Source organism: Fructobacillus papyrifericola, from assembly GCF_018437235.1.
In the GTDB taxonomy this organism is placed as follows: domain Bacteria; phylum Bacillota; class Bacilli; order Lactobacillales; family Lactobacillaceae; genus Fructobacillus; species Fructobacillus papyrifericola.
On the sequence record NZ_JAAMFJ010000003.1, the window covers coordinates 39,218 to 63,162 of the forward strand.

General features: G+C 49.6%; 24 protein-coding genes. 7 read left to right on the forward strand and 17 right to left on the reverse strand.

Annotated features, from left to right (window positions below; all coding sequences use genetic code 11):
- Positions 1–80 precede the first annotated feature (80 nt).
- Positions 81–809 carry a GntR family transcriptional regulator gene (locus tag G6R28_RS05590; protein ID WP_213793257.1) on the reverse strand — a complete coding sequence of 243 codons (729 nt, stop codon included), beginning with the start codon at positions 807–809 and terminating at the stop codon, positions 81–83.
- An 83-nt stretch (positions 810–892) separates the two neighbouring features.
- Between G6R28_RS05590 and G6R28_RS05595 the strand changes: the two genes are divergently transcribed.
- Positions 893–1,390 (forward strand): aminoacyl-tRNA deacylase, encoded by a 498-nt coding sequence (locus G6R28_RS05595; RefSeq protein WP_213793258.1) that lies wholly within the window; start codon positions 893–895, stop codon positions 1,388–1,390.
- Between the two features lie 33 nt (positions 1,391–1,423).
- On the opposite strand, the gene dnaB is transcribed toward G6R28_RS05595, so the two are convergent.
- The 8 genes from dnaB to G6R28_RS05635 form a co-directional block, all read right to left on the reverse strand.
- On the reverse strand, positions 1,424–2,911 hold the full coding sequence (gene dnaB, locus G6R28_RS05600) for a replicative DNA helicase (RefSeq protein WP_213793259.1): 1,488 nt from the start codon (positions 2,909–2,911) through the stop codon (positions 1,424–1,426).
- A gap of 2 nt (positions 2,912–2,913) precedes the next feature.
- Complete coding sequence (gene rplI / locus G6R28_RS05605; protein ID WP_213793260.1) at positions 2,914–3,366, reverse strand: 50S ribosomal protein L9; 453 nt, start codon at positions 3,364–3,366, stop codon at positions 2,914–2,916.
- A gap of 49 nt (positions 3,367–3,415) precedes the next feature.
- Entirely contained in the window at positions 3,416–5,440 is a 2,025-nt protein-coding gene (locus G6R28_RS05610) for a DHH family phosphoesterase (RefSeq protein ID WP_213793261.1), read from the reverse strand.
- A gap of 133 nt (positions 5,441–5,573) precedes the next feature.
- A complete protein-coding gene (gene rpsR, locus G6R28_RS05615) occupies positions 5,574–5,837 on the reverse strand; it encodes a 30S ribosomal protein S18 (protein ID WP_213793262.1) in 264 nt (87 codons plus the stop codon).
- Positions 5,838–5,864: 27 nt separating this feature from the next.
- Complete coding sequence (gene ssb / locus G6R28_RS05620; RefSeq protein ID WP_213793263.1) at positions 5,865–6,395, reverse strand: single-stranded DNA-binding protein; 531 nt, start codon at positions 6,393–6,395, stop codon at positions 5,865–5,867.
- A gap of 30 nt (positions 6,396–6,425) precedes the next feature.
- Complete coding sequence (gene rpsF, locus G6R28_RS05625) at positions 6,426–6,725, reverse strand: 30S ribosomal protein S6 (RefSeq protein WP_213793264.1); 300 nt, start codon at positions 6,723–6,725, stop codon at positions 6,426–6,428.
- 198 nt (positions 6,726–6,923) lie between these two features.
- On the reverse strand, positions 6,924–8,294 hold the full coding sequence (locus G6R28_RS05630) for a Na+/H+ antiporter NhaC family protein (RefSeq protein WP_213793265.1): 1,371 nt from the start codon (positions 8,292–8,294) through the stop codon (positions 6,924–6,926).
- Between the two features lie 42 nt (positions 8,295–8,336).
- A complete protein-coding gene (locus G6R28_RS05635) occupies positions 8,337–9,569 on the reverse strand; it encodes an MFS transporter (protein WP_213793266.1) in 1,233 nt (410 codons plus the stop codon).
- 248 nt (positions 9,570–9,817) lie between these two features.
- On the opposite strand from G6R28_RS05635, the gene zwf reads away from it, so the two are divergent.
- Entirely contained in the window at positions 9,818–11,278 is a 1,461-nt protein-coding gene (gene zwf, locus G6R28_RS05640) for a glucose-6-phosphate dehydrogenase (protein WP_213793267.1), read from the forward strand.
- A gap of 52 nt (positions 11,279–11,330) precedes the next feature.
- Here zwf and G6R28_RS05645 read toward each other — a convergent pair whose 3' ends face one another.
- Positions 11,331–11,906, reverse strand: a complete 576-nt coding sequence (locus tag G6R28_RS05645) for a cadmium resistance transporter (protein WP_213793268.1) — start codon at positions 11,904–11,906, stop codon at positions 11,331–11,333.
- Between the two features lie 132 nt (positions 11,907–12,038).
- Positions 12,039–12,725: an HD domain-containing protein gene (locus G6R28_RS05650; RefSeq protein ID WP_213793269.1), complete on the reverse strand. Its 687-nt coding sequence runs from the start codon at positions 12,723–12,725 to the stop codon at positions 12,039–12,041.
- Positions 12,726–12,958: 233 nt separating this feature from the next.
- Between G6R28_RS05650 and G6R28_RS05655 the strand changes: the two genes are divergently transcribed.
- Positions 12,959–14,926 (forward strand): ABC transporter ATP-binding protein/permease, encoded by a 1,968-nt coding sequence (locus G6R28_RS05655; protein ID WP_213793270.1) that lies wholly within the window; start codon positions 12,959–12,961, stop codon positions 14,924–14,926.
- 64 nt (positions 14,927–14,990) lie between these two features.
- Here G6R28_RS05655 and G6R28_RS05660 read toward each other — a convergent pair whose 3' ends face one another.
- On the reverse strand, positions 14,991–15,308 hold the full coding sequence (locus tag G6R28_RS05660) for a helix-turn-helix domain-containing protein (RefSeq protein ID WP_213793271.1): 318 nt from the start codon (positions 15,306–15,308) through the stop codon (positions 14,991–14,993).
- Between the two features lie 197 nt (positions 15,309–15,505).
- The gene (locus G6R28_RS05665; RefSeq protein ID WP_213793272.1) at positions 15,506–15,940 is read right to left on the reverse strand and encodes a DUF1440 domain-containing protein; all 435 of its coding nucleotides are present in this window, start codon (positions 15,938–15,940) and stop codon (positions 15,506–15,508) included.
- A gap of 199 nt (positions 15,941–16,139) precedes the next feature.
- Between G6R28_RS05665 and G6R28_RS05670 the strand changes: the two genes are divergently transcribed.
- A complete protein-coding gene (locus G6R28_RS05670) occupies positions 16,140–16,631 on the forward strand; it encodes a hypothetical protein (RefSeq protein ID WP_213793273.1) in 492 nt (163 codons plus the stop codon).
- 182 nt (positions 16,632–16,813) lie between these two features.
- On the opposite strand, the gene lepB is transcribed toward G6R28_RS05670, so the two are convergent.
- The 3 genes from lepB to G6R28_RS05685 form a co-directional block, all read right to left on the reverse strand.
- Positions 16,814–17,437 (reverse strand): signal peptidase I, encoded by a 624-nt coding sequence (lepB, locus tag G6R28_RS05675; RefSeq protein ID WP_213793274.1) that lies wholly within the window; start codon positions 17,435–17,437, stop codon positions 16,814–16,816.
- A gap of 91 nt (positions 17,438–17,528) precedes the next feature.
- Complete coding sequence (locus tag G6R28_RS05680; protein WP_213793275.1) at positions 17,529–17,873, reverse strand: hypothetical protein; 345 nt, start codon at positions 17,871–17,873, stop codon at positions 17,529–17,531.
- A gap of 15 nt (positions 17,874–17,888) precedes the next feature.
- Positions 17,889–18,824 (reverse strand): ribokinase, encoded by a 936-nt coding sequence (locus tag G6R28_RS05685; protein WP_213793276.1) that lies wholly within the window; start codon positions 18,822–18,824, stop codon positions 17,889–17,891.
- Positions 18,825–18,980: 156 nt separating this feature from the next.
- On the opposite strand from G6R28_RS05685, the gene rpiA reads away from it, so the two are divergent.
- Positions 18,981–19,655, forward strand: a complete 675-nt coding sequence (gene rpiA / locus G6R28_RS05690) for a ribose-5-phosphate isomerase RpiA (RefSeq protein WP_213793277.1) — start codon at positions 18,981–18,983, stop codon at positions 19,653–19,655.
- A gap of 301 nt (positions 19,656–19,956) precedes the next feature.
- The gene (locus tag G6R28_RS05695; RefSeq protein WP_238479373.1) at positions 19,957–21,252 is read left to right on the forward strand and encodes a threonine/serine exporter family protein; all 1,296 of its coding nucleotides are present in this window, start codon (positions 19,957–19,959) and stop codon (positions 21,250–21,252) included.
- 122 nt (positions 21,253–21,374) lie between these two features.
- Here the strand turns inward: G6R28_RS05695 and G6R28_RS05700 are convergent, their stop codons facing one another.
- Positions 21,375–23,045: a malolactic enzyme gene (locus G6R28_RS05700; RefSeq protein WP_274381088.1), complete on the reverse strand. Its 1,671-nt coding sequence runs from the start codon at positions 23,043–23,045 to the stop codon at positions 21,375–21,377.
- A 176-nt stretch (positions 23,046–23,221) separates the two neighbouring features.
- Here G6R28_RS05700 and G6R28_RS05705 point away from each other — a divergent pair, with 176 nt between their 5' ends.
- Positions 23,222–23,893 (forward strand): LysR family transcriptional regulator, encoded by a 672-nt coding sequence (locus G6R28_RS05705; RefSeq protein ID WP_213793280.1) that lies wholly within the window; start codon positions 23,222–23,224, stop codon positions 23,891–23,893.
- The last annotated feature ends 52 nt before the right edge of the window (positions 23,894–23,945 follow it).

Sequence of the window (23,945 nt, forward strand, 5' to 3'; positions counted from 1 at the left end):
TTTTTATAATTGGAGCGGTCCAATTATAAAAAGGACGACTTTTCCATTTTAATCTGAAAAAGTCGCCCTTCTTGCTCTTTTTATTCCGATGAAATCGACACAAAGGCGTTATAGCGAAGGTACTGATAATGCAGGCGCATGTTGGCGTATTCCAAGGGCGTGCCGTCGTCCATGAAGAAGATTCCTTCCATGATCCCAACCGGTTCCGTTTTCTTGAGCTTCAACAGCTGCTGCTCCTCTTCGTTTGACGGGGCCGCCATAATCGTCATGAAAGACCGGGTCACCTTCTTTTGCTTTTCTTTTTCCACGTAGCCGTATATCGATTGCGTCACGTTTTCTTTTTTCAGACCGGGTAAAAGCGAAATCGGCACGTAACCGTACTCGATCATGAAGGGCACGCCGTCTAACTTCCTCAAGCGCTTAATCTCGTAGACAAAGTCCCCGTCGTTTAAGAAAAGGGCCGACTGCTGTTCGGGATTGGCCTGAATCACGCGAAAGTCAAGCAGCTCAATCGACGGCGCCTGCCCGTTAATCCGAAAGGAGTCCGAAACCCCCAAGTTCGATCCCTCGTGCTGAAAAATGGCCTGGTTTTTCAAGTAAAGCGGGTTCACAAAAGTCCCGGAACCACGCTTCTTAAAAATAATCCCCTGCTGGACTAAGACACTCAAGGCCCGTTTGATGGATGAACGAGAAACCCCGTAGTCTTCTGCCATCGACCGTTCATCCGGCAGCTTCAAATCGGGGTAGGCCCCCTGGTAGATTTTTGATTTAATGTCGGCTTGCACCGTTACGTATTTTGATTCTGTCATAGGCTGATTTTACCACAAATTGGTCCGACCAGTTTTACCATTGGACCAACTCAGCTCCTTGACGGCTATGCTAGAATAAAACTATGGCAAAGAAGAAAAAAGATAAAAAAACGTTACCAGAACAAGTCTTGGATAAGCACGGCCTTTCGTATGAGTCCCTGGCCATCAACGCCCTTGATTTAACCGAAGAAGAAAAACAGGCCAAGTTTGCAGAACTCCGAATTAAGGAATCCGACATCTACAAAACACTGGCAGCAAAGGGCGACAAGACCGGCCCAGTGGTTGCCGTTGTCCCACTGACCGAGCGCTTGGACATGAAAAAACTGGCGGCCGTGTCCGGCAACAAAAAGGCGCACATGTTGCCGATGAAAGAACTCGAAAAGACCACCGGCTACATTCATGGGGCCAATAACCCGGTTGGCATTTGGCAAAACAAGCACTTCCCCATCTACATCGACAAACATGCGGAAAATGCCGACTTTATTTTGGTATCAGCGGGCGAACTTGGGCGCTCGGATAAACTAAATCCAGTTGAACTGGCCGAAATGATTGGCGCTTCCTTTGAAGAATTAACCGAATAAAAAACGACCTGTGTTTTCACAGGTCGTTTTTCTTTACCATGAATTATTAAGGTTAGCCGGTGGGATCGGGCCGTTTTCGGGACCACCCGCTCGGTATTCCGGCGCACGGTCAGCAAACTTGAAGGTTGGCTTATTAAACATCAAGGTCGCCGTACCACGGGCTCCTGCACGGTTCTTTTCCAAAATGACATCAATTGGAACGGAATCCTGCTCCGGCTCGGCCGGTCCAGGTGCCCCGTCTTCGCCATCGTCGTTTCGGTAGTAATCGTCACGGTAGAGGAAGGCCACGATATCGGCATCCTGTTCGATCGAACCAGATTCACGCAAGTCCGAAAGAACCGGCCGCTTGTCCGTTCGCTGTTCCACACCACGGGAAAGCTGGGCCAGGGCAATGATTGGCGTGTGCAATTCCTTGGCCAACTTCTTGATGGAACGAGAAACTTCAGAAACCGCCTGCTGACGACTTTCCGTGTTCCCAGATTCAATCAAACCAAGGTAGTCAATCATGACCATCCCCAGGGGATGGGGATTCTCATCACGTTCTTCTTCTGACATGTTGGCCAGCAAATCCTTTTCCAGTTGCCGCAGCTTTGAAGCAATCTGGTTAATTCGGATACCCGGCGTGTCGTCCATGTAGATTTTCATGTTAGAAAGGGACTGCGTCGCCACCGTCAGCGATGCCCAGTCCTCATCATCCATCTGACCGGTCGTCAGGTGGTTGGAATCAATCGATCCCTCGGCAGCCACCAGACGGGTCACCAGATCGACCGCCCCCATTTCAAGGGAGAAGATAACCACGGGGACTTTTTCGGACTTGGCGGCGTTTTTCGCCACGTTCAAGACAAAGGCCGTCTTTCCAACGGCTGGACGGGCACCAATGACAATCATCTGATCTTCGCGAAAGCCGTGCGTTAACTTGTCCAACTCGGGATAGCCCGTTGCCAGGCCAACGATGTCAGAATCGTTTTCGGAAGCCGCTTCCAAATTGTCCTGGAATTCGTGAATGACGTCTTGGATGCGCCGAAGGTCATCGTTCCCCCGATTTTGTGCTAACTGATCGACTTCGTGGGAAACTTCTTCCAGCAATTCCGTCGAGTCCGTTGCCCCATCGTAGGCCAAAGACATGTTCTTCGTCAGCGTTTCGATCAAGCGTCGAAGGACGGCTTTTTCGTGAACGATGTTAGCATAGTGCTTCAGGTTAGCGGCCGATGCCGTTGATTCGGCCAATTCAGCCAAATAAGCAATGCCACCGACGTTTTCCAACTGTTGGTTGGCATTCAACTTGTCTTGTAAAGTCAACACATCAATTGGTCGACCATCGTTAACCAAGGCCTGCATGGCCTTGAAAATTTCCTGGTGGGCCGTTCGGTAAAAGTCTTTCGGTTCCAGGATGGCTTGGGCCGATACCATGGCAGTGTCTGACTTAACATCAAAGAAAATCGCCCCGAAGACGGCTTTTTCAGCTTCGATGTCTTGGGGCGCCTGCCGGTATTCATTGGCCATGAGTAAAACGTCGGCCATGATTACCCCTCTTTTACGTGAACGCGCAGGTCAGCTTGGACTTGCTTGTGCAGCTTAACTGGAATGGTTGAAAAGCCCATGGCGTGAATTGGCTGGTTCATCAGCAACTTACGCTTGTCCAACTTCACTTGGTACTGCTTTTCCAAAGCCGCCACCACTTGCTTAGATGAAACGGCACCGAACAAACGGCCGTCCGTTCCGGCTTTTCCAGGAATCGCGACAATCGTTTTTTCGTCTTCGAGAAAGGCCTTTAAATCGTTTGCGGCGGCCAGTTCAGCAGCGGCCTGCTTTTCTTCGGCCTTCTGACGGCCCTTGACAGCACCCAGGTTCTTACCAGTTGCTGGTTCGGCCTTCTTGTTCTTGATTAAGAAGTTGTTGGCGTAGCCATCGGGCACTTCCTTCACTTCACCCTTCTTACCGCGACCCTTTACATCTTCCAAAAATACAACTTTCATTTCTGCCTCCTTTTGGGGACGAGGTCCCGAGTCTTTCCTTTATTATAACTTAAATAGACGCTTCTTCAGCTTCTTGTCCTTCAATTGCTTGTACCAATTGATCGTAAGCATCATTTGTTGTGACATCTGCCATCTGTGTGGCGGCGTTTGACAAGTGGCCACCCCCACCGAGGTCTTCCATCACCGTCTGGACGTTAAAGTCGCCGTTGGAACGGGCCGAAATCCCGACCCGGCCATCTTGGCGCTTAGTCAAGACAAAGGAAGCCTTGACCCCCTTGATTTGCAAGAGTTCATCGGCGGCCTGGGCAGTGATAACACCAGGGTAAACCGTGTCGTTATCGCCAACCGAAATGGCGGCATCATCGCGAATTTCCGCCTGGGAAATCAATTCAGCCCGGGCCTTAAAATCTCCGAACTTCTCCTTCAGGAAGGATTGAATCAATTCGTTATCAGCCCCGTTCGCCCGTAAGTAAGAGGCCGCATCGAAGGTTCGCGATCCCGTCCGCAAGACAAAGTTTTTCGTATCAACTTGGATACCACCCAACATGGCGGTCGCTTCCAATCGGGTAATCGGTGCCCCCTTCTGGTTTTGGTACTGGAGCAATTCCGTGACCAGTTCAGAAGTCGAGGAGGCGTATGGTTCAATGTAAGTCAACATTGGCTTTTCAGACAAACCATCCTCTGCCAAACGGTGGTGGTCAATGACAACCAAACGGTTGCCTAAGGCGTCCAATAGTTCTGGCGCACCCGTCAACTGTTCCTTGGCGTGATCCACCAAAATCAAGAGTGACTGATCCGTCATGCGTTCCAGAGCGTCTTTTTCAGAGACAATGGATGCGCCCAAGTTCACCCCTGGTTCGGCATCTTCAGGGTCCGTGTTGCGAACCGCCTGCAAAAGTGACTGAATGTCTGAGAAAATATGCTCTTCATCAACGACGACAAAGGCTTTCTTTTCCCGGGTCTGAGCAAAGCGCCAAAGACCCATGGCAGAACCAACGGCATCCAGATCAGGCATCTTGTGCCCGACCACAAAAATCTGATCCGATTGGTCCATCAATTCGGCAATGGTCTGAGAAATCACACGTGCCCGAACGCGGGTCCGCTTTTCCATCGGGTTGGTTGTTCCACCATAGAAACGAGCTGGTGCGTCTTCTGATTTCACCACCACCTGGTCACCACCACGACCCAGGGCCAAGTCCAAGTTGGTCTGGGCCAACTGAACCAAGGAGGCGATGTTCTTTTCGCCATAGGCGATTCCCATCGACAAAGTCAGCGGCGAATTCTGCTGCGCCGTTGCTTCGCGAATGGCTTTCACAACGGAAAACTTATCGTCTTCGGCCCGCTTCAAATCTTGCTGGTAGCCCATTAACAGGTAGGAAACCGGCGACAAACGACGAACGTACAAATCGTAGTTCTTTGCCCAGTCGGTTAATTGACCGGTCACTTCCGTTCGTAACTTCGACGTTTCGGAATCCGGCATACCTTCAGTCACTTCTTCATAGTTATCGACCGAAACAATCCCCGTTACCAAACGGTGATCGGCCAGGTTCTTTTCCAAGGCCACGTTTTCCGTTGCGTCCAATAGGTACAAAGCACCCAAGTCTTCTTGGTAGTCGACCGTAAAGGAGCGATCAAGCCATTGAATGGTTGATTCCCCCTCGTCTTCCAATGCAGATTTGATTTCCGCCTCATCATCCAAAAGATTGCTGCCGATAATGTCTCGTTCACCCAGCAGCTCTTGCAGATAGGGGTTCACCCAAACAACACGCTTGTCGTCGAAGAGAACGATACCGACTGGCATCTGCAAAACGGCCTCTTGCTGCCCCGTTTTGACCCGGTAAGTCAGTTCTTCCAAGTAGGATTCCGAATCCTGGCTCGACAAAATCAACTGGCGAACTAAGCCGGCCGCCATGACAACGAGCACTAACAGCCAAACAAGTCCAAAGACCCAATTGACATAAATGGCCAGCACCAAAGAAAGCACGGTCACAACAGCCGCCATGACCGTCGACATGACAAAAGTCTTATTTTGTTGGTAGCGGGACAGGGCCCCGATGTTCAAAAACGTTTTCATGTTTTCCTCAACAATCTATATATCCTTAGGGCTATTTTACCATAACTTGCCCCATTAAAATCGGCACCCAAATCGGCGCACAACCGAAAAAAGGATAAAGAAAAAGCAGGACCGAAGTCCTGCTTTAAAACCATTAGTCTTCAGTGACGAATGGCAACAACGCCATGATACGGGCGCGCTTGATAGCGGCCGTAACCTTACGTTGGTTCTTTGCTGACGTTCCAGTCACACGACGTGGCAAAATCTTACCACGTTCTGAGATGAAGCGTTCCAACAATTCCGTGTCCTTGTAGTCAACGTTTTCGATGTGGTTGGCTGCAATGTAGTCAACCTTACGGCGACGACGTGGGCCGCCTTGTGGGCGACGACGTTGTGGACGTGCGTTTTGTTCTGACATGAAGATGCTCCTTTCTGAAAAGAATTTTTAGAATGGCAAATCGTCATCTGAGATGTCGATTTCCGAATTCGTGTTGGCGGCAAATGGGTTAGCACTTTGGCTGCCAGCTTGATTGTTGTTTTGGTTGTTGCTTGCAAATGGGTCAGCTGCGGCAGAACCGTAGTTGTTGTTCCCACCAAACGAAGCGCCCTGACTCTGGTCAGATGAACCGTTTTGTGCACGGCGACGTTCTGAATCAGCCTTTGACTCCAACAATGAGAAGTTATCGACTGAAACTTCGGTCACGTAGACACGTTGGCCGGCGTTGTTTTCGTAGTTACGGGTTTGCAAACGACCTTCGATGGCAACCAGGGCACCCTTACCAGTAAAGTTGGCAAAGTTTTCCGCTGCCTTCCGCCAGATAACGGCGTTGATAAAGTCAGCTTCCCGGTCGCCATTGGCGTTGGTGAAGTTCCGGTTTACGGCAAGCGTAAAGGAACCAACCGCCACCCCAGACTGGGTATAGCGCAATTCCACATCACGGGTCAACCGTCCAATTAAAACTACTCGATTAATCATCTATTAGGTCCCTCCCGGTGGAATTTCGTTTTACTTTTCGTCTGCTTTAACGATCATGTGACGCAAGATGTCGGCTGAGATCTTTGCCAAACGGTCGAATTCGTTTGCTGCTTCGTTAGAATCGGCAGTAAATTCAACAACGTGGTAAGTACCTTCGCGGTAACCAGCGATTTCGTAAGCGAAACGGCGGTTAGCGGCCCAGTCAGCTGACTTCGTCAGGTTCGCACCGTTGTCAGACAAGATACCGTCGAAGCGTTCTACGAGCGCCTTCTTAGCATCGGCTTCCATGTCGGGGCGAATAATGTAAGTTAATTCGTATGCTGTGGTCATCGATTTTTCCTCCTTTTGGTCTCTGGCAACCAGCTGGTTGCAAGGAGTGCGTGCAATGTCTGCACTCACGTCTATTAAATATACTAAATTTCACGGCATTTCGCAAGGGGAATCCAAACCTCCACCGTAGCTTCTTCCCCTACACCTAATCATACGAAAAAAGTCGGTGAAATACACCGACTTTTTGATGACAATTATTTATTTTTGGTCGGCGTCTTCTTTTGCCTGTCGCAAACCAATTCCGGTCAAGGCTGACAAGAGTGAAAAGACTGGCGAAAAGAGGGCCAAGAAGGTGAAGGGAACGAAGGCCAAGACCGAGACGTGCAAGGTCTGGCTGGCAAAGGCCCCGGCAACACCCCAGGGAACCAAGTAATTGGCAATCGCTCCAGAATCTTCCATCGCCCGGGACAAGGCCAGTGGCGAAAGACCGAAACGCTTGTAGTCTTCTTTGAAGAGCTGGCCCGGCAACATCGTTGACAGGTACTGTTCGCCAACCAAGAAGTTCGTGGCAATTCCGGTAACCAAAGTGGCAAAGACCAAGGAACGTTGAGACTTTAGCTTGGAAACCAAGGGGTTCATCACCGCCCGCAAAATGCCTAAGTTGGAAAGCAGCCCACCCAGTCCAAGGGCCAACATGATCAACATGATAGTATCCATCATCGCCACCATGCCGCCCCGGTTTAACAGTGCCATCAAAGTAGCGTTGTGCGAAGTCGTCTTGAACCCGTTAACCACCAGGTTCGACCAAGTCGTTAAGGAGTGGCCGGAGAAAAGGAAGTACAGGGAGGTCACGGAAACGTTGATTAAGAGGGAAGGAATGGCGGGGACTTTTTTCAAGGCCGTCACGAAGATTAAGGCAATCGGTACAATGGCCCACCAAGTTGGCTGAATCAAATTCGTTAAGCTAGCCCCTTCAGCGGCTAAGTTTCCGCTGTGCCCACCGGTCAATCCGAAGACAAAGGCCAGCAAAAGGCTGACCAAAAGGGCCGGGATGGTCGTCCACATCAAATTCTTCAAATGTGAAAAGAGGTCGACCTCGGCCACGGCCGCCGCCAAGTTGGTTGAATCGGACAAGGGCGAGCTCTTATCACCAAAGATGGCACCGGAAATGATAAAGCCGGCCACCATGGCTGGGTGAAAGCCAATCGTCGTTCCAATGCCCATCAAGGCCACCCCGACGGTTGACATCGTTGTAAAGGCCGAGCCAATCATCATCCCCACCAAGGCACAGGTCAACAGCGCGGTTGGCAAGAACCACTGCGGATTAATCAGCTTAAAGCCGACCCAGATCATGGTTGGGATGACCCCCGTTCCAATCCAGAGGGCAATCATCGCCCCAATCAAGAGGAACAAGAAAAGCGGCGCAATGCCCGCTTCAATCCCCTTAATCAATGCCGCCTGGGCATCTTTAAAGGAAACCCCGGTCAGGCGCATGCACATCACCACCCAGGCAATGGCCACAAGCAGCGGGGCAATGGGCGCCAGACCCAGGCCGATAATGCCGCCAGCCAAAATAAAGACGACCCCCAAAAGGAGAATCGTTGCAAAAGTTCGATTTAACGTTTTCATTTTCTATTCACACCAATCAGCGATTCGAATCGCCATTCATTTTTACGCGTTTTTCTTCGACTGCCTAGCCGCAATCAAATAGAGGCCGAGGTTGACCAAGACCATGCCGAAAAAGACCGAAAAGAAGAGGCCGGCAAACCAGCCATGGTCCAACATGATACCACCGTAAACCGGTCCGAGCATTCGGCCAAGGGAAATCATCATCCCAACAAAGCCCTGGGCTTGGCCGGAAACTTCTCTTGGCGTCATCTGTGCCACCCAGGCGGGAACCTGGGGTGAGGCCAGCATCTCGCCCACTGTCAACAATTCGAAAACCAGGACAATTTGCCAGAATTGGTTCACAAAGAGCATGAGCAAAAAGGAGGTCGCAAAGATCAGCCCACCGGCGATGACCGAAATCGCATAGTTACGCTTGTTGGCCCAGTTTGAGATCATCTTCTGAAAGACGATAATCGTCAGCCCATTTAAGACCCAGAGGTTGGCGTAGTGAGCCGTCGAAATCCCAATGCGGTGCAGGTAGGTCGCCATGACCGTTTCCCAAAGCATGTAGGACAGATACATTAATAGAAGAAAGGCGGCAATCCAAACGAGCAGAACCGTGATTTTTAACTTTGGTCGACCGCCTTGCGAAGCGACTTTGTCATCGGCTACTTCTGCCAGGGCCGTCTTGTTTTCTGTTTCTTCAAGAACAGGTTCGGCAGTTGTCACGGGATTGGTGTCAACGTTGAAGAAGATGGCCACCACAATCCCCAGAGTTAAGTAGAGCAAGGCGGCAATCAGCATCAGCCAGGAAAAACCGTAGTCAAAGAGGTAGCCGACGACCAGCGTCCCGAGAACCACCCCGATGTTCAAAACGATGTACATGTTGTTAAAGATGACCCGGGTGTTCTTGCCAGTCACCGTCGTGGCAAAGGCGTTTAGCAAAGTCGTGATCGACCCAAGCCCAAGCGAGGTCAGCCAAATCAAAAAGGCAAAGACTGGCCAACCATTATAAAAGAAAAGGGTTGAAACAGCGAAAAAGGCGATGGCCGAAGCAATCAATAAAGCTGGGTAAGGTCGCCATCGATCAAAGAGCTGACCGGCAACAAAGGACCCCAGAACGTTCATTAAAGCCGCAACCAAAAGCACTAGCCCAGAAGTCGTCAGCGTCTGTCCCAGTGACAGGGTCATGTGCAGGGTCGTGACCGGCCAAATCATGGCGTGACCGGTGTTGGCCGCCAAATTAGCCAACAGGAGCCATTTTTCATTCAGTTTTTTTGCTGGATTAATCGCCATTTCACGCCCCCTAACCGTTTTTCATTAGTATAGCACAGCTTTTTCTCATTTTTTGAAATCGTTAAAAGTCTATAAAGACCATTCTAACAGGCTTGTCCCCCTCCCGTCTCGGATTTTCGAAAAAAGCCGGCCCATAAATAAAGTAAACGGTTTCATTTTCTGATTTTTTTGGGATTCACCCCTGTTTTTTTAGCCCCGTATCGTTTATAATGTAGTGGATAGAGAAAAAGAGAAAAAAGGGGAATCTTATGGTGAATGAATTACAAACCTTAGTTACGTTCTTCGGTGCCACGGGTGATCTTGCCAAGCGCCTGCTGTACCCATCCGTCTTTAACTTGTACAAGAAGGGTTACCTGAAGGAACACTTCGCCATCGTTGGTACTTCCCGTCAGAAATTGTCTGACGCCGAATACCAAGACATGGTCCGCACATCGATTTCAGAAGGCCAGGACAAGGACCAGGTTGAAGGATTCTTGAAGCACTTCTCCTACATCGCTTCCGATGTAACCGACGCTGCTGGCTACGCTGGTCTGCACGACCAAATCGAAGCCGCTTCTGATAAGTTTGGCGTGGAAGGCAACCGGATCTTCTACTTGGCCGTTGCCCCACGCTTCTTCGGAACAATCGCGCAATACCTCAAGTCCGAAGGCCTGATGGCCGACAAGGGCTACAACCGCATCATGATTGAAAAGCCTTTCGGAACGTCATACGAAACGGCCGAACAATTGCAAAACGAATTAACGACGGCCTTTAACGAAGACCAGGTTTACCGTATCGACCACTTCATGGGTAAGGAAATGGTCATGAACATTGCCCCACTTCGTTTCGGCAACCCAATGTTGAACACGGCCTGGAACAAGGATTACATCAAGAACGTCCAAGTGACTTTGGCCGAAACACTCGGTGTTGAAGAACGAGCTGGCTACTACGACACGGCCGGTGCCCTTTTGGACATGATCCAAAACCACACGATGCAAATCATCGGTTGGTTGGCCATGGAAGAACCAAAGGACTTCTCCGACGTTGCCATTCGCGATGCCAAAAACGCGGCCTTCTCATCTTTGGAAATCTACGATGAAAAGGGTGCTAACCGCTACTTTGTTCGCGGACAGTACGAAGCAAGCAAGACGGTTGCTGGTCACGTGGCCTACACGGACGAACCCGATGTGCCAAAGGATTCCAAGACCAACACCTACATCGCCGGCGAGTTGCACTTCAACACGCCACGTTGGGAAGGCGTTCCCTTCTACATTCGTTCCGGTAAGCGCATGGCCGCTAAGACGACCCGTATTGACGTTGTCTTCAAGGCCGGTGCCTTCAAGTTCGGTGGCCAACAGGAACCACAAGAAACAGTGCTTTCAATCGTAGTTTCACCAGACGCCCACATCACCATGTCAATGAACGCCAAGGAAGTTTCCGACAACTTCTCAACGCAGCTGATTGATTTGAACTGGGCCCCAACGGACAAGCAAAAGGCGGAAACGCCAGCGCCATACGAACGGATGTTGCACGATGCCATGGACGGTAACGGTTCAAACTTTGCCGACTGGCACGGTGTGGCAACGGCCTGGAAGTTTGTTGACGCTCTGTCTGATGTTTATGCCGAAGACAAAGCCCCACTCTTCCCTTACGATTCCGACACGATGGGACCAAAGGAAGCCGACGACTTGCTCGCCCAAAACGGCGATGCCTGGGTTTTCAAGGGTTAATTTCAAACAAAATAAAAAAGCGGTTCACAATGTGAATCGCTTTTTTGCTGTCTTAAAGAACTTTTACGATGATTTTGTATAGGTGTGCCAGAAAGCCGGAATCAATCAGTACGTAAAGTCCGATTAAAATGTAGCAAAGCTTCATGAGCTTTTCACCGAAACGATCAATCAAAGCTGTCACGACTTTGTGATTGGCAATGGCCCACAGGATGAAAACAATGATGACCGTCAGCATGCCAATGTAGAGGAGCGTTTCACCAAAAATGAGCCAACTTTCACTAAGCAATACCGGTAAGAAAATAGCGAGGTTGCAGCCAGCACAAACCGACAGGTAAGTAAAAAGAACCAAGCTGAAGGGCGACTTTCCCTTAACCTTCCCTTCCTCCTCGTCATCATCGAAAAGGGCCAAGTAAATCGGAATGAAGCCAAGCAGGCCAAGCAACCATTCCGGAAAGAAAGCCTGTAAAAGCTGCCCGGCCAGGAAGCTGACCAGCATTAAGAGAAGGTTTCCCGCCAGATAGGCCGATAGGACGGCAGCGAAGGGGTACTTTTTTAGTAGGAAAAGCAGCATGATAAAGAAATCGAGGTTAACTGCTAAAAAGGTCAGTGTCAGGAGTGAAATGTTCATTTAGTCCTCTTGCATCCAATTCATGAATTTAAATTCATCTGTTTATTGCATGAATATTTTATCATATATTGCTCAGCTGTCAATTTCTCAAAATAAAAAAGACCTTTCGGTCCTTTTTCAACAAAGTATTTTTTAGACTTTATCCAAATCAAAAGCCGGGTCGGCCAAGAGGCCGGTTTCAGCATTCAAGGTCTTCAAGAAGTCCTTCATGAATTCCTTGCGCTTTTCACCCTCAACACGGGCGGCCGGCGTGTTCAGCTGGGCAGGCAATTTGAAAATCTTCTCGTAAAAGTGATTGACAGACGGATTCTCGTTCTTTCGGTAGGTTGCCTTGTCTTTCAGGTCCTTGACTGGGAGGACTTTGGGGTCGGCCAAGACTCGGCCCTTGGCACCACCATAGGCAAAAGTCCGGGCAATGGCAATGGCACCAAGCGATTCAATCCGGTCGGCATCCTGCACGTACTGGCCCAATTTCGAAAGTTCATAATGCTGCACCAAGTTAGCCGAATAGGACATGTGCTGAATCGTATCCATGACGTCGGCCGCTTCTTCTTTGGAAAAGTCGTTTTCAATCAACAGCTTTTCCACCTTTTCAATCTGCCCAGGCACGTCATCGACCACCTTATCGTCAATAGTGTCATGCAAGAGACCACCGGCCCGAATAACCGCCTCTTCTTCTGCCGTGATTTTTCCATGGTCTTCTAAGAAGAATTTCACGCCCCAGTCCGCCACGCGCTGCGCGTGGTAAAAGTCATGGCCGGAGGCATCCCCGCCCAAAGTCGCCTCTGAAAATGCTACGATACGATCCAAATTTGCCATTTTGCTTCTCTCTCCATTTTCTCTGCCAAAACGTTTTTCTAATTTTAGTACGAGAAAGGCTAAGATACAAGAGACTTTCTTTAAATCGTATTGAAAAAAGGCAAACAATTAACTAGACACCATTTTGTCGTTCGGATTTTTGCGATGTTTGGATTTCTTGCGCCCAAACCAGCCCTTCTTCTTGTAAAATTTGTTACACTGTTAGGGAATTTGAAGAAAGAAAAGGAAAAAGCATGGCATTTTTAGAACTGAAAAACATTCATAAGTCCTACTTCTTGGGCAGCCAAGAATTTCCGGTCTTAAAGGGAATCGACCTCGACTTTGATTTGGGCGACTTCGTTTCCATTCTCGGGGAATCCGGTGGTGGTAAGTCGACGTTGATGAACATCATCGGCGGCCTTGATCGCAACTTCGATGGTGAAGTGCTTGTTGATGGCAAGAAGCTCGACCACAAGCAGGAAAAAGCCCTGGATAAGTACCGTCGGGAAACGATTGGTTACATTTACCAGTCTTACAACCTGATTGCCCACCTGTCCGTCTTGGACAACGTCTTGGTTTCACTTGACATGACGACTTTGTCAAAGAAGGAACGAGAACAACGGGCCAAGGACCTCTTGACCAAGGTTGGCTTAGACGGCCAGATGAAAAAGTACCCGAACCAGCTCTCTGGTGGCCAGAAACAGCGTGTCGCCATCGCCCGCGCCTTGGCTTCCGACCCCAAAGTCATCATCGCCGATGAACCGACCGGTGCCCTGGATGCCCAAAACACCAAGGAAGTCCTCGCGCTCTTGAACGAAATCGCTTCCGAAGGTCGCCTGGTCATTACGGTTACCCACTCGCAGGCCGTTGCTGATGCTGGTACGCGAATCGTTCGCTTAGCCGATGGCCAAATTGAGTCAGACGACCGCATCAAGCCAGCCTATGAAAAGCAGGATAAGGAAATGATTCCTTCCCGTGCCCTGCCACGTCGTGCTTCCATCAAGACGGCCTTCAAGCACTTCCGCCATAACTTGGGTACCAACTCCCTGATTATCTTGGGAACCTCGATTGGCCTCTTTGCCGTCATCCTCTTCTCCGGATTGGGTAACGGGATTTCTGGCTACATGTCTAGCCAAATCACGAAGTTGGCCAACCCACAGGTCATGTCGGTTAGCCGCTACGTCAAATCCGATGATGACGATTCCGCAACTGCATTCGGTTCTAGCACCGATACGCCAGCCTTCACAACGGCTCAGCTAAACCAAATTAAGAAACAAAAGCACGTTTCAAAGGTGGAAGCCTCTTACACAGCGGCAAACGTTAACGTTTCCTATAACAACCAAAACGTGAAGATGCGCTCCCTTTCCAACTGGAACGACTCCTTCTCCAAGGACTCAATCAAGGCTGGTCACGCCCCTACTAAGGACGGCGAGATTCTGTTGGATCAGTCAGCAGTCGCTGAAAAGTTCAACAAGAACAATTACAAGGACCTCATTGGTAAGCAGGTAACGCTGTCTTATCAGACACAAAATGCTCAGGGTGCTGCAGTCACTGTTAACATCACGGCCACTGTTTCCGGTATTGGTCACTCAGATGGCAAGGCTGCTCAAATTAATGCAATCAACACGCAAACCCTTCAAAAGGCCCTCCAGGCTGCTGGTGTTAGCGCTGATCCGACGGAAATCGATGTCAAGGTTGACGACTTGAACAATGTCGAAGAAACGGCCAAGGCCATCGATAAAATCAAGGATGGTTCAACCCGACTTTACAAGACATCAACCATTCAAAGCTTGATTAGCCAAATTCAAACCTACGTCAACCTGGCCACGTCCATTCTTTCAACGATTGCCGGCATCTCCTTGATTGTTTCGGCACTGATGATTATCGTGACCATGTTCATGTCCGTTGCCGCCCGTACCAAGGAAATTGGTATCCTGCGTGCCTTGGGTGAATCCAAGCGTGACATCCGCTGGCTCTTCATCTCTGAATCATTGATTACCGGATTGCTTTCGGCAACCTTGGCAACCATCATTGCCTATCTGGCACAGGCCGGTATCAACGGCCTGCTCAAGGGCACAGCCGATTACGCCTTCGTTCAGATTACGTCAGGCAACATCATCAACGCCTTCGTCATCGCCCTGATCATTTCCCTCCTGGCTGCTTTGCTTCCCGCACGACGCGCCGCAAAGCTCAACCCAATTGACGCTCTGGCTGCGGAATAAAGCTTTTAGTAAACAAATGAAAAAGTCGTCACCGTTTCATCACCGGTGACGACTTTTTTACTGCTTAAATTTCCGTGGGTGGCAAATCCTCTAAGTAGGTCCGAAAGAAGGGGCAGTCAAAGAAGGCAGCCAATTCGTTGCCATAGAGATGGCAGAAAGTCAGCAAGACCAACAGGTCTGGCATCACCTGCCCCGACTCGTACTTAGAGATGGCCGATTGGGATAAGTGCAGGCTATTGGCCACCTCGGTTTGCGAATAACCGCGTATCAGGCGGGCCTTCTTTAGTCGATTCGCCACCTCTTCTTGGATTTCTTGGCGGAAGGAAAGTTCCATCCATTTGTGATCAAACTGTTCAATTGCTGCGGGATGTACAAGAACCATTTCTCTCCTCCTATCATGGTACTTGTTTGATTCCATTTCCTAATCACTGTCTCGGCCCTATTATAACCAGGCATACCCGCTTTGCAAAGAAAAAGCACGAACAAGCGTTCGTTTTATTCAAAACATTCATAAGTTTGAACAAAGCGACTTTTTCCGTATAAAAAAAAGTCGACCGGTGGGTCGACTGCTGTTTAAATTTAAAAGTAAACGCCTGAAATGGGCAATCCAATCGCTACCAAGTACATAGTCCAGCCCCAGAGCAAGAAACCGATGATTTCGACAACGGTCTGTTGCCATGGCAGGTGCCAGAAGAAGGGCTTTTGCTTTGTAACGACCTTGTAATTCTGGTCAATGACAATCCAAACAATCAAGCCAAAGAGCGTCCCCGATCCTTGCGTAATGCTGGAATCATAGTTAGCCCAGATGATGAAGACGATGATTAAAACAATCGACATGAGCAAGAAAAGCCCCCGACTAAAGTCGATAAAGACACCGCCCCCAATCGAGAGCGCCTCCGTTTTTGTGGCTTCTTCCGTGCGGAAGAGTTGCTGCCAGCCCGCACGAACAAGGGAGGCTAAGACGCCACCCAGAAAACCAACCCAGAGGGCGTTAAAAATAATGGTTGCCAACATAGAAAATCTCCTTTAATCACTTCCCTAATCTTAACACTTCTCCGTTCTAATGAAAACGGCTAGTCAAGGGACCCTTCAGACGGGACTTTTTGGTATAATAGGGAACTGAGGAGTTCAGCAACGAGGCGCTTTTCTCGCCTTTTAAGACTTCTCCGACTAGCGCCGGAAGATTTTTCGGATTCAAACGGAGGTTTTTCTTTTGAAAGTCAAACGCGAAAACATGATTGATTATTACACCTTCGGCTCAACCGCCGAACTTTTACTATACCTGGGCATTGAACGAGAAACACTCTTTCACCGGGCCAAGTTACGTGGCATCGATTTAAACGGGACTTATACGGAAGCCGATTTAGCGGCTTTAAAGCCCCAAAAGGACGCTTATCTCGGTTCATTAAACGCCGAAACGGAAGCCGAAATCGAAGTGCTCAAGATGAAGCTGCAGATGCTCGAATCCCAACTGGGCTTTAAGGATCAGCAACTCGAAGATCGCCAAGATCACATCGACACCCTGCGTTCTTCTCTCGAACAGGCCGAACGCAACCTGGAAAAGACCCAAACAACGGTCGACCAGCAGCAACACCTGCAGATGGCTACCCTCTCCCAGCTGGACAAAGTCACATCCCGCGTCCAACGTATCGAAATGGAAGAAGACCAAAAGAAGCACTGGTGGTCGAGAAAGAAAAAAGATTAAACGAAAAAGAGCGATGAATACTCATCGCTCTTTTTAATTGTCATCGATTTGTCCGCTACAGAATGTACAGTCAATGGTAGCACCGAGATAACACTGAACTCTAGGCGCTTATCAATTATTTAGCGACACAAAACCAGCCATTCGAAACGAATGGCTGGTTTTATTTTATGACATTTGTCATCCTAAGCAAAGTAATGTTGATCTTGCTTTGAGATGTTGTTCTTTACGGTTGTTGAGTACCAGAATGGGACGTGAATCTTTCCGATGACGTGCTTCTTTGAAACGAAACCGAAGTAACGGGAATCGTTTGAAACCGAACGGTGATCACCCAAAACGAAGTAGCTATCCTTTGGCACGACCGACTTGTTCTGGTCGCTCTTCTCCCAGAGGCCGGTTGAAGACAAAGTCTTCAATGACCAGGAAGAACCAAATGAGGAAGCCGTTCCGGCGTTTTGCTCTTCTGTACTAATGTAGGATTCGTCCACCTTCTTATTATTGACGTAGAGGGTGCCGTCCTTGTATTCAACCGTGTCGCCGGCAACGGCAATCACACGCTTGACGTAGTCCTTGTTACCAGCCTTGATGCGGGGGTCTTCTTGCCGGGCATCAAAGACGACGACATCCCCACGCTTCAAATTCTGTGTTTTTTGCACCACGACTTTTTGCTGGTCGAGCAGGTTGGGATCCATCGAATCACCATTAATGGTCACCACGTTCACCCAGAAAGTCGTAATCGCCAGGTAGGCGAGAATGCCAATGGCAATCGGCACCACCCAGTTCCAAATAAATAAGAATAGTTTCTTCATAGTCTTAACCTCAATCCCTAGCTTACTCGTCTAAACGCCTATGTCAAGCGTTCAAAACAAATGAGCCCTGGAAAAATTACATTAGATTACCTTAGGAACGAACCGTGTTAATCCTTACCCGATAGGTAGCCCGATCACGAACGCCCGGCGTTTCAAAGGAGATGATGCCATGGGACTTGGTCAGATTGGTCAAGTCGGCATTTTGCAGGCGCGACCCAATCAAGTTCAGCGGGTTTGGCCCAGGATAAGTCTTGGTCCAATCAATTACCAAGTAATCCTCGTATGAAAAGCAAAGCACGCGGTAATCGAGCACGGCTTCCTCTTCTGATTCGGCATCGTCGTCGCCCCTTGCCCAAGTCTCATCATCTGCTCGATCAATTGCTTGCAGTGACAGCCAGTATTCCTTGCGTCTCAGTTGTAGCTCTTCAATCTTCATGAACCCTCCGACCGCTTAGTTTGTCTTTGGCAGTTGCGACAGCACCGCTTCTTCCTTTGGAATTGAAGGCAAGGCGCCGGCCGAGGCCACCGTGATGGAGGAGGCAGCCACCGCATAGCGAATGGCCCCTTCGATGTTATCAAAGGAAGGGGACAAGCGGGAGAGCAAGGCGCCGATGAAGGTGTCGCCCGCCGCGGTCGTGTCAATGGCCGTCGTCTTAATTGCCGACACCATCACTTCTTTGCCGTCCTTAGCCTTGTAAAAGGCCCCCTTGTCACCCAGAGTAATCAGCACGTGCTTGAGCCCCAGCCCAAAGAAAAAGTCGGCGTTGGCAATCAACGAAGCCCGGTCCGTTACCGGAATATCGGTAATCAAAGCCGCCTCGTGTTCATTTGGAATGATCAGGTCAGTTTGTTCCAATAGGGACGTTGGTAAGTCCTCCTGGTCCGGTACCGGTGCTGGATTCAAAACGGTGGTCACCCCAGCCTTCTTCGCTTCCTTAAAAGCCGTCAAGGCCGTCTCCAAGGAAATCTCCAGTTGGGTCAGGCAAAAGTCTGACCCTTGCAAGGCCGCCTGCTGATCCCAGATATCCTTGGCGGACAGGTCACCATTGGCCCCTTCATAGACGTAAATGATGTTATCACCGGTCGCCTTTGACACCGTGATGTAGGCCTGCCCAGTCTGAAACTTTTCTGAGTGCAAGACATAGTCCAGGTTGAGGTTTTCTTCTTGAACTTGTGCACCCAAGTCAAAGTCCCTGCCGACTTTGGTAATAAAGTTGGCCTTGGCTCCGGAACGGGCGATGGCAACGGCCTGGTTCAAGCCCTTGCCACCCATCACTTCTTCTTGGTGCTGTCCAATCGACAGCGTCTCTCCCGACTGTGCCAAACGGGGCACGCGGGTTACCCGGTCCAAGTTCGTTGAACCGACAATCGTTACTTGCTTTTTCATAGTCATCCCTTTTTCGTCTGACAACGTTTTTCTTCTCTCCCTATTTTACTAGAAAGTACCGACTTTGACAGTAAAAATGGTCAAAGTCGTCGAAGGACGGACCGTCCGTCTGCTATAATAGATGGTAGATTACGTGACTTTAATGGAGGATTTGCTGTGAATGACCATAAAGTAAAAGCTGCTCAAATGGCCGTTGACCTGATTCCGAACCAGGCCATCGTCGGCCTTGGATCCGGTTCGACCGCTTCCATTTTCATCGATTTGCTGGCCAAAAAGGCCCACGAGGAGAGCATGGACATTACCTGCGTGGCTACTTCGGGTCAAACGCAGCAGTTGGCCCTTGGCTTTGGCTTAAAAGTCGTCGACATCGACGCGGTTGACCGCATCGACGTGACTGTGGACGGGGCCGATGAAGTCGACCCTAACCTAAACGGCATCAAGGGTGGCGGTGCTGCCCTACTCTTTGAGAAGATCGTGGCCATGAATTCCCAGAAAAACATCTGGGTGGTTGATTCTTCCAAGCGTCATCCACGGCTCGGTTCCTACAAATTACCCGTTGAGGTTGTCAAGTTTGGTGTCCATCACGTCTACAACCACTTGAAGGAACTTGACCTAAAGCCCGTCTACCGCCAGCAAGAAGACGGCAACTACCTAACGACTGACTCCGGCAACTACATCATCGACATCGATATTTCCCGTGTCGATGACTTGGCCAAGTTAGCCAATGACTTGAAGGCCCTGACTGGCGTCGTCGAGCACGGCCTCTTCATTAACGTCTGCGACGTCCTGCTCGTCGGCAACACCGGTGAAGCGATTTACCGAAAAGGGTAAGGGTTCAGTAAATTTTAAGCACTTCAACTGATGATAAAAATGATGTTATCATATGGATACAGTATGAAGAATTAGCGTTTTCACTCTTATTCCAAACCACCACCAGCCAGCGGTGGTTTTTTTTGATCGAATTACCGCTACCAACGCCCTTTCCTCCTTGAAAATCACCCTCGAGAAGCCTATCATAAAGCTATATCCTTCTACTTTAGAAAGAAGAGGAATTGGGGTTTCAAGCATGCATTCGACAACAACACAGTCGGCCTTAAACGACACGGCCCATCCTGAACGTTTGCACCAGCACATGGCGGTTCGCTGGGAAAAAGTCATCGAAAAGGAAGACCATCCTGCTCGAGAAGCGGCACTGCCAGTCCGAGCATCGATTGTTGGTCGTGTCGGCATTCAATTATTATCGACCGGAACCGGGGCCTGGCGCGTCCGCTCGGCCATGAACAAGGTGGCGCGCGCCCTAGAATTAACCATTTCGGCTGATATCGGTTTTACAGCCATCACCGTCACCTGCTTCGACGGGGCCGATTCCTTTACCGAGTCGCTTTCCTTAGCGGCGACCGGCGTGAACACACACAAAATGACCTTGATCGAAGACTTTGTCGAACAATTTGCCGTGAAGTACGCCGACCAAAAGCCACAAGTTGCTCACAAAGAACTGGATAAAATTCAAAAGCGCCCCGGTAACTACGGGCCCGTTCGCGCAGGCCTCGCAGCGGGTCTTGCCTGCTGCGGCTTTATCTTTTTACTCGGTGGTGGACCAGTCGAGATGCTCGGTTGTTTCATCGGTGCCTTTTTCGGACAATTCACGAGAAAACGTCTTGGACAAAAGCATTGGAACGCGGTTGCCACAACGGTAATTGGCGTTGCCGCGGCCTGCCTGGCCTATGTGCTGACTTTCTTCTTGTTGCGGTCACTCTTTCCACTGTCTTCTGCTCACGAAGCCGGCTACATCGGTGCCATGCTCTTCGTGATTCCAGGATTTCCCTTCATCACCTCCATCTTGGACTTGTCTAAAAACGATATGCGTTCCGGTCTGGAACGATTGGCCTTTGCTCTGATGATCATCTTCTCAGCAACCCTTGTCGGCTGGCTCTTGGCCATGCTCTTTGGGCTGCGGCCGCAGAACTTTTTGCCACAGGGACTGAGTTTGTATCCACTGATTGCCTGCCGCCTCTTGGCCTCCTTTGCCGGGGTCTTCGGCTTCTCCTTGATGTTTAACTCCAAGCTCAAAATGGCCGCGACGGCCGGTTTAATCGGAGCGGTGGCTAACACCACCCGACTCGAATTGGTTGACCTGTCCCAGCTACCACCCGCAGCCGCTGCCTTCATCGGCGCCTTGATCGCTGGTCTGGCCGCTTCTTACATCAACCGTTACACCGTCTTCCCACGCATTTCCTTGACGGTGCCGGCCATCGTCATCATGGTGCCCGGCCTTTACATCTACCGCGGTATTTACAACCTTGGCCTGAACGCCATCGGGGTTGGTGCCACCTGGTTGATCAAGGCAGCCCTAATCATGATTTTCCTACCATTTGGCCTCTACGTGGCCCGCTTCATCATGGATAAGGATTGGCGCAAGGTGGATTAAGTATTCCAAAACAAAAGTCGTTCGAACGGAATTAACCGTTCGAACGACTTTTTTATTTAACCAAAGACACAAAAAAAGAACCGCCGCAAGGCGATTCCTTTTTGTAAACGAAGAGCGAACTCTTAGTACTTAGGTTCCCACTTCAAAGCTTCGATAGCAGCCTTGACGTCAGAAATCTTTTCCTTCGTGATGCCTTGGTCAACGGCTGATTGTGCAACCGCGATGGCAACGTCTTCAGAGAACTTCGTCAACTGTGAAACTGGAGGCAAAACAGCAGCACCTGGCTTTGATGCATCAACCAAACCACCCAATGAGTGAGCAGCAGCTGAGATCATTTCGTCGTTCAAGACCGTAGCCGTTGAAGCGATCGTTCCGAGTCCAAGACCTGGGTAAACCAACGCGTTGTTAGCTTGTCCGATGTTGTACGTTACACCCTTGTATTCGATTGGGTCAACAGGGATACCGTTGGCAACCAATGCCTTACCATCAGTCCATTCAAGCAAGTCCTTAGCCGTTGCTTCAACCAACTTCGTTGGGTTAGACAATGGGAAGATGATTGGGCGTTCTACGTGAGAAGCCATTTCTTGAACGATTTCCTTAGTGAAGGCACCAGGAACAGTTGAAGTACCAACCAAGATCGTTGGGTGGATTTCCTTAACAACTGACATCAAGTCAGTCAATTGGTCGTTGTTAGCAAACTCTGAACGCTTGCGAGCAAATGGTGCTTGTTCTGGCGTCAAGTCGTCCATGTCGTCGAAGAGCAAACCTTGCTTGTCAACCAAGTAGATGTGTGACTTGGCTTCTTCTTCTGACAAACCTTCTTGCAACATTTCGTCGAAGATACGAGCAGCGATACCACATCCGGCTGATCCGGCACCAAATGACAAGTATGTCTGGTCTGACAACTTTTCACCAGTGATGTTCATGGCACCCAATGCAGCGGCCAACGTGATGATTCCAGTTCCTTGGATGTCATCGTTGAACGTCGTGATGTCGTTCTTGTACTTGTTCAAGATCTTAGCACCGTTTTGACGGGCAAAGTCTTCCCAGTGCAAGTACAAGTTAGGGAATGTCTTTTCAGCAGCTTGTACGAAGTCGTCAACAAACTTGTCGTACTTTTCGCCGCGAACACGTTCGTGACGGTTACCCAAGTAGTTAGGGTTTTCCAACAATTCCTTGTTGTTCGTTCCGTTGTCCAAGACAACTGGCAAAACGTCGGCTGGGTTAACACCTGCGGCTGCAGTATAAACCATCAACTTACCAACGGCGATGTCAACACCGTTGACACCCCAGTCACCAATACCCAAGATACCTTCGGCATCCGTTACAACGATCAACTTGATGTCGCGACCGTTAGCGGCGTTCTTCAAGCTCGTTTCGAAGTCTTCGTCGTTGTCGATTGAGAAGTAAACGGCGTTTTGTGGGTCAACGAACAAATCTGAGTAGTTTTCGATCGTGTCAGCGATAACTGGATCGTAAACGATTGGCATAAATTCAACCACGTGTTGTGAGAACATGTAGTAGAACAATGTGTGGTTCGTGTTAAAGATTTCCATCAAGAACAAGCGCTTTTCCAAGTCAGAAGGCTTTGATTGGAATTGTGCGTAAGTTTGTGCTTCTTGTTCTTCCAGAGTTTGCACGCGTGGAGGCAAGAGCCCGGCTACGCCGAGTTCCTTACGTTCTTCCATCGTGAACCCTGTCCCCTTGTTCAAGAAGGGGTTGTTCAAAATCTCGATTGGTGTCGTCATGTGAGATGAACTCCTTTTTCTGTCTACTTTAGGCCACCTTGACAGTGTGTTTTTATGCCTAAGTTATGGCCTTAGTTTACGCTTTTCAGGCCTTTTCGTCAAATAGAATGACTCTCTTTTCCCGGACATTTTCCTTGATATGTCGCTTTTTCGCCCCTTTTTTCTGCTATACTTTAAGTACTTTTTTCACTAGTGAACGGATTTCCCTTTGAAAGGATAAAATGATGCGGATTCAAGACTTACAGTATTATCTAGCACTGGCCGAACTCGGTTCCTTTTCGAAGGTCTCCAAGCAATTTAAGGTTTCCCAGCCAACCGTTTCATTGGCCATGCAACGCCTGGAAAAGGAATTGGGCACGGAATTAATCTGGCGTGATCCCGGCCACCAACAATTAGCCCTAACCCACCCTGGTCGAATCCTGCAGCAGCATGCCGAGCAGATGGTCAACCACTACTTCTTAGCCGAAGAAGAAATCAAGAAGGAGGCCGAGCAAAAACTGGTTCTGCTGCTCTCGGAATTGGCCGAACTCGCCTATTTCCCAGCCATTCAAGAACACCTTTCCGACCACTTCTTCACCCACTTACAGCAGCGCCAGGCCAGTACCGAAGAAGCCCTGCAAGCGCTAAAAGTCGGCCAGGCCGACGCCGCCATCCTCACCAGCTCCTTTCCTATAGAAGAAAAGCTTGTCGCAGAAGAAATTCCCCACCCAGATCTGCAGCTGTCAGAAGACAAAGTTCTCCCGGCCTTCCCGCTGACCTTTGTCTACCGAGAGGACCGGCTGCAAGGCCCCGACCTGACCCGTATCTTGGCCGAATTAAAGGCGGCGATTGCCACTGCTTCGGCCCGCGACTTTACCCTTATAAGCAAAGGCAATAAGCCCTCCGGTGTTTGACTATAAGTTTTTCGGTTCGCTATGCTTAGCTCGTTGTTAAAAAACGCTTTTT

Excerpts from the sequence above, each read along its gene's own strand:
- G6R28_RS05680 (WP_213793275.1), bottom strand. The coding sequence starts at position 17,873 with ATGAAGATTGAAGAGCTACAACTGAGACGCAAGGAATACTGGCTGTCA.
- G6R28_RS05645 (WP_213793268.1), bottom strand. The coding sequence starts at position 11,906 with ATGAACATTTCACTCCTGACACTGACCTTTTTAGCAGTTAACCTCGAT.
- rpsR (WP_213793262.1), bottom strand. The coding sequence starts at position 5,837 with ATGTCAGAACAAAACGCACGTCCACAACGTCGTCGCCCACAAGGCGGC.
- zwf (WP_213793267.1), top strand. The coding sequence starts at position 9,818 with ATGGTGAATGAATTACAAACCTTAGTTACGTTCTTCGGTGCCACGGGT.
- lepB (WP_213793274.1), bottom strand. The coding sequence starts at position 17,437 with ATGAAGAAACTATTCTTATTTATTTGGAACTGGGTGGTGCCGATTGCC.
- G6R28_RS05595 (WP_213793258.1), top strand. The coding sequence starts at position 893 with ATGGCAAAGAAGAAAAAAGATAAAAAAACGTTACCAGAACAAGTCTTG.
- G6R28_RS05650 (WP_213793269.1), bottom strand. The coding sequence starts at position 12,725 with ATGGCAAATTTGGATCGTATCGTAGCATTTTCAGAGGCGACTTTGGGC.
- G6R28_RS05665 (WP_213793272.1), bottom strand. The coding sequence starts at position 15,940 with ATGTTGGCAACCATTATTTTTAACGCCCTCTGGGTTGGTTTTCTGGGT.
- dnaB (WP_213793259.1), bottom strand. The coding sequence starts at position 2,911 with ATGGCCGACGTTTTACTCATGGCCAATGAATACCGGCAGGCGCCCCAA.
- rplI (WP_213793260.1), bottom strand. The coding sequence starts at position 3,366 with ATGAAAGTTGTATTTTTGGAAGATGTAAAGGGTCGCGGTAAGAAGGGT.
- G6R28_RS05590 (WP_213793257.1), bottom strand. The coding sequence starts at position 809 with ATGACAGAATCAAAATACGTAACGGTGCAAGCCGACATTAAATCAAAA.
- G6R28_RS05610 (WP_213793261.1), bottom strand. The coding sequence starts at position 5,440 with ATGAAAACGTTTTTGAACATCGGGGCCCTGTCCCGCTACCAACAAAAT.
- G6R28_RS05655 (WP_213793270.1), top strand. The coding sequence starts at position 12,959 with ATGGCATTTTTAGAACTGAAAAACATTCATAAGTCCTACTTCTTGGGC.
- ssb (WP_213793263.1), bottom strand. The coding sequence starts at position 6,395 with ATGATTAATCGAGTAGTTTTAATTGGACGGTTGACCCGTGATGTGGAA.
- G6R28_RS05695 (WP_238479373.1), top strand. The coding sequence starts at position 19,957 with ATGGCGGTTCGCTGGGAAAAAGTCATCGAAAAGGAAGACCATCCTGCT.
- rpsF (WP_213793264.1), bottom strand. The coding sequence starts at position 6,725 with ATGACCACAGCATACGAATTAACTTACATTATTCGCCCCGACATGGAA.
- G6R28_RS05630 (WP_213793265.1), bottom strand. The coding sequence starts at position 8,294 with ATGAAAACGTTAAATCGAACTTTTGCAACGATTCTCCTTTTGGGGGTC.
- G6R28_RS05660 (WP_213793271.1), bottom strand. The coding sequence starts at position 15,308 with ATGGTTCTTGTACATCCCGCAGCAATTGAACAGTTTGATCACAAATGG.
- G6R28_RS05685 (WP_213793276.1), bottom strand. The coding sequence starts at position 18,824 with ATGAAAAAGCAAGTAACGATTGTCGGTTCAACGAACTTGGACCGGGTA.
- G6R28_RS05705 (WP_213793280.1), top strand. The coding sequence starts at position 23,222 with ATGATGCGGATTCAAGACTTACAGTATTATCTAGCACTGGCCGAACTC.
- G6R28_RS05635 (WP_213793266.1), bottom strand. The coding sequence starts at position 9,569 with ATGGCGATTAATCCAGCAAAAAAACTGAATGAAAAATGGCTCCTGTTG.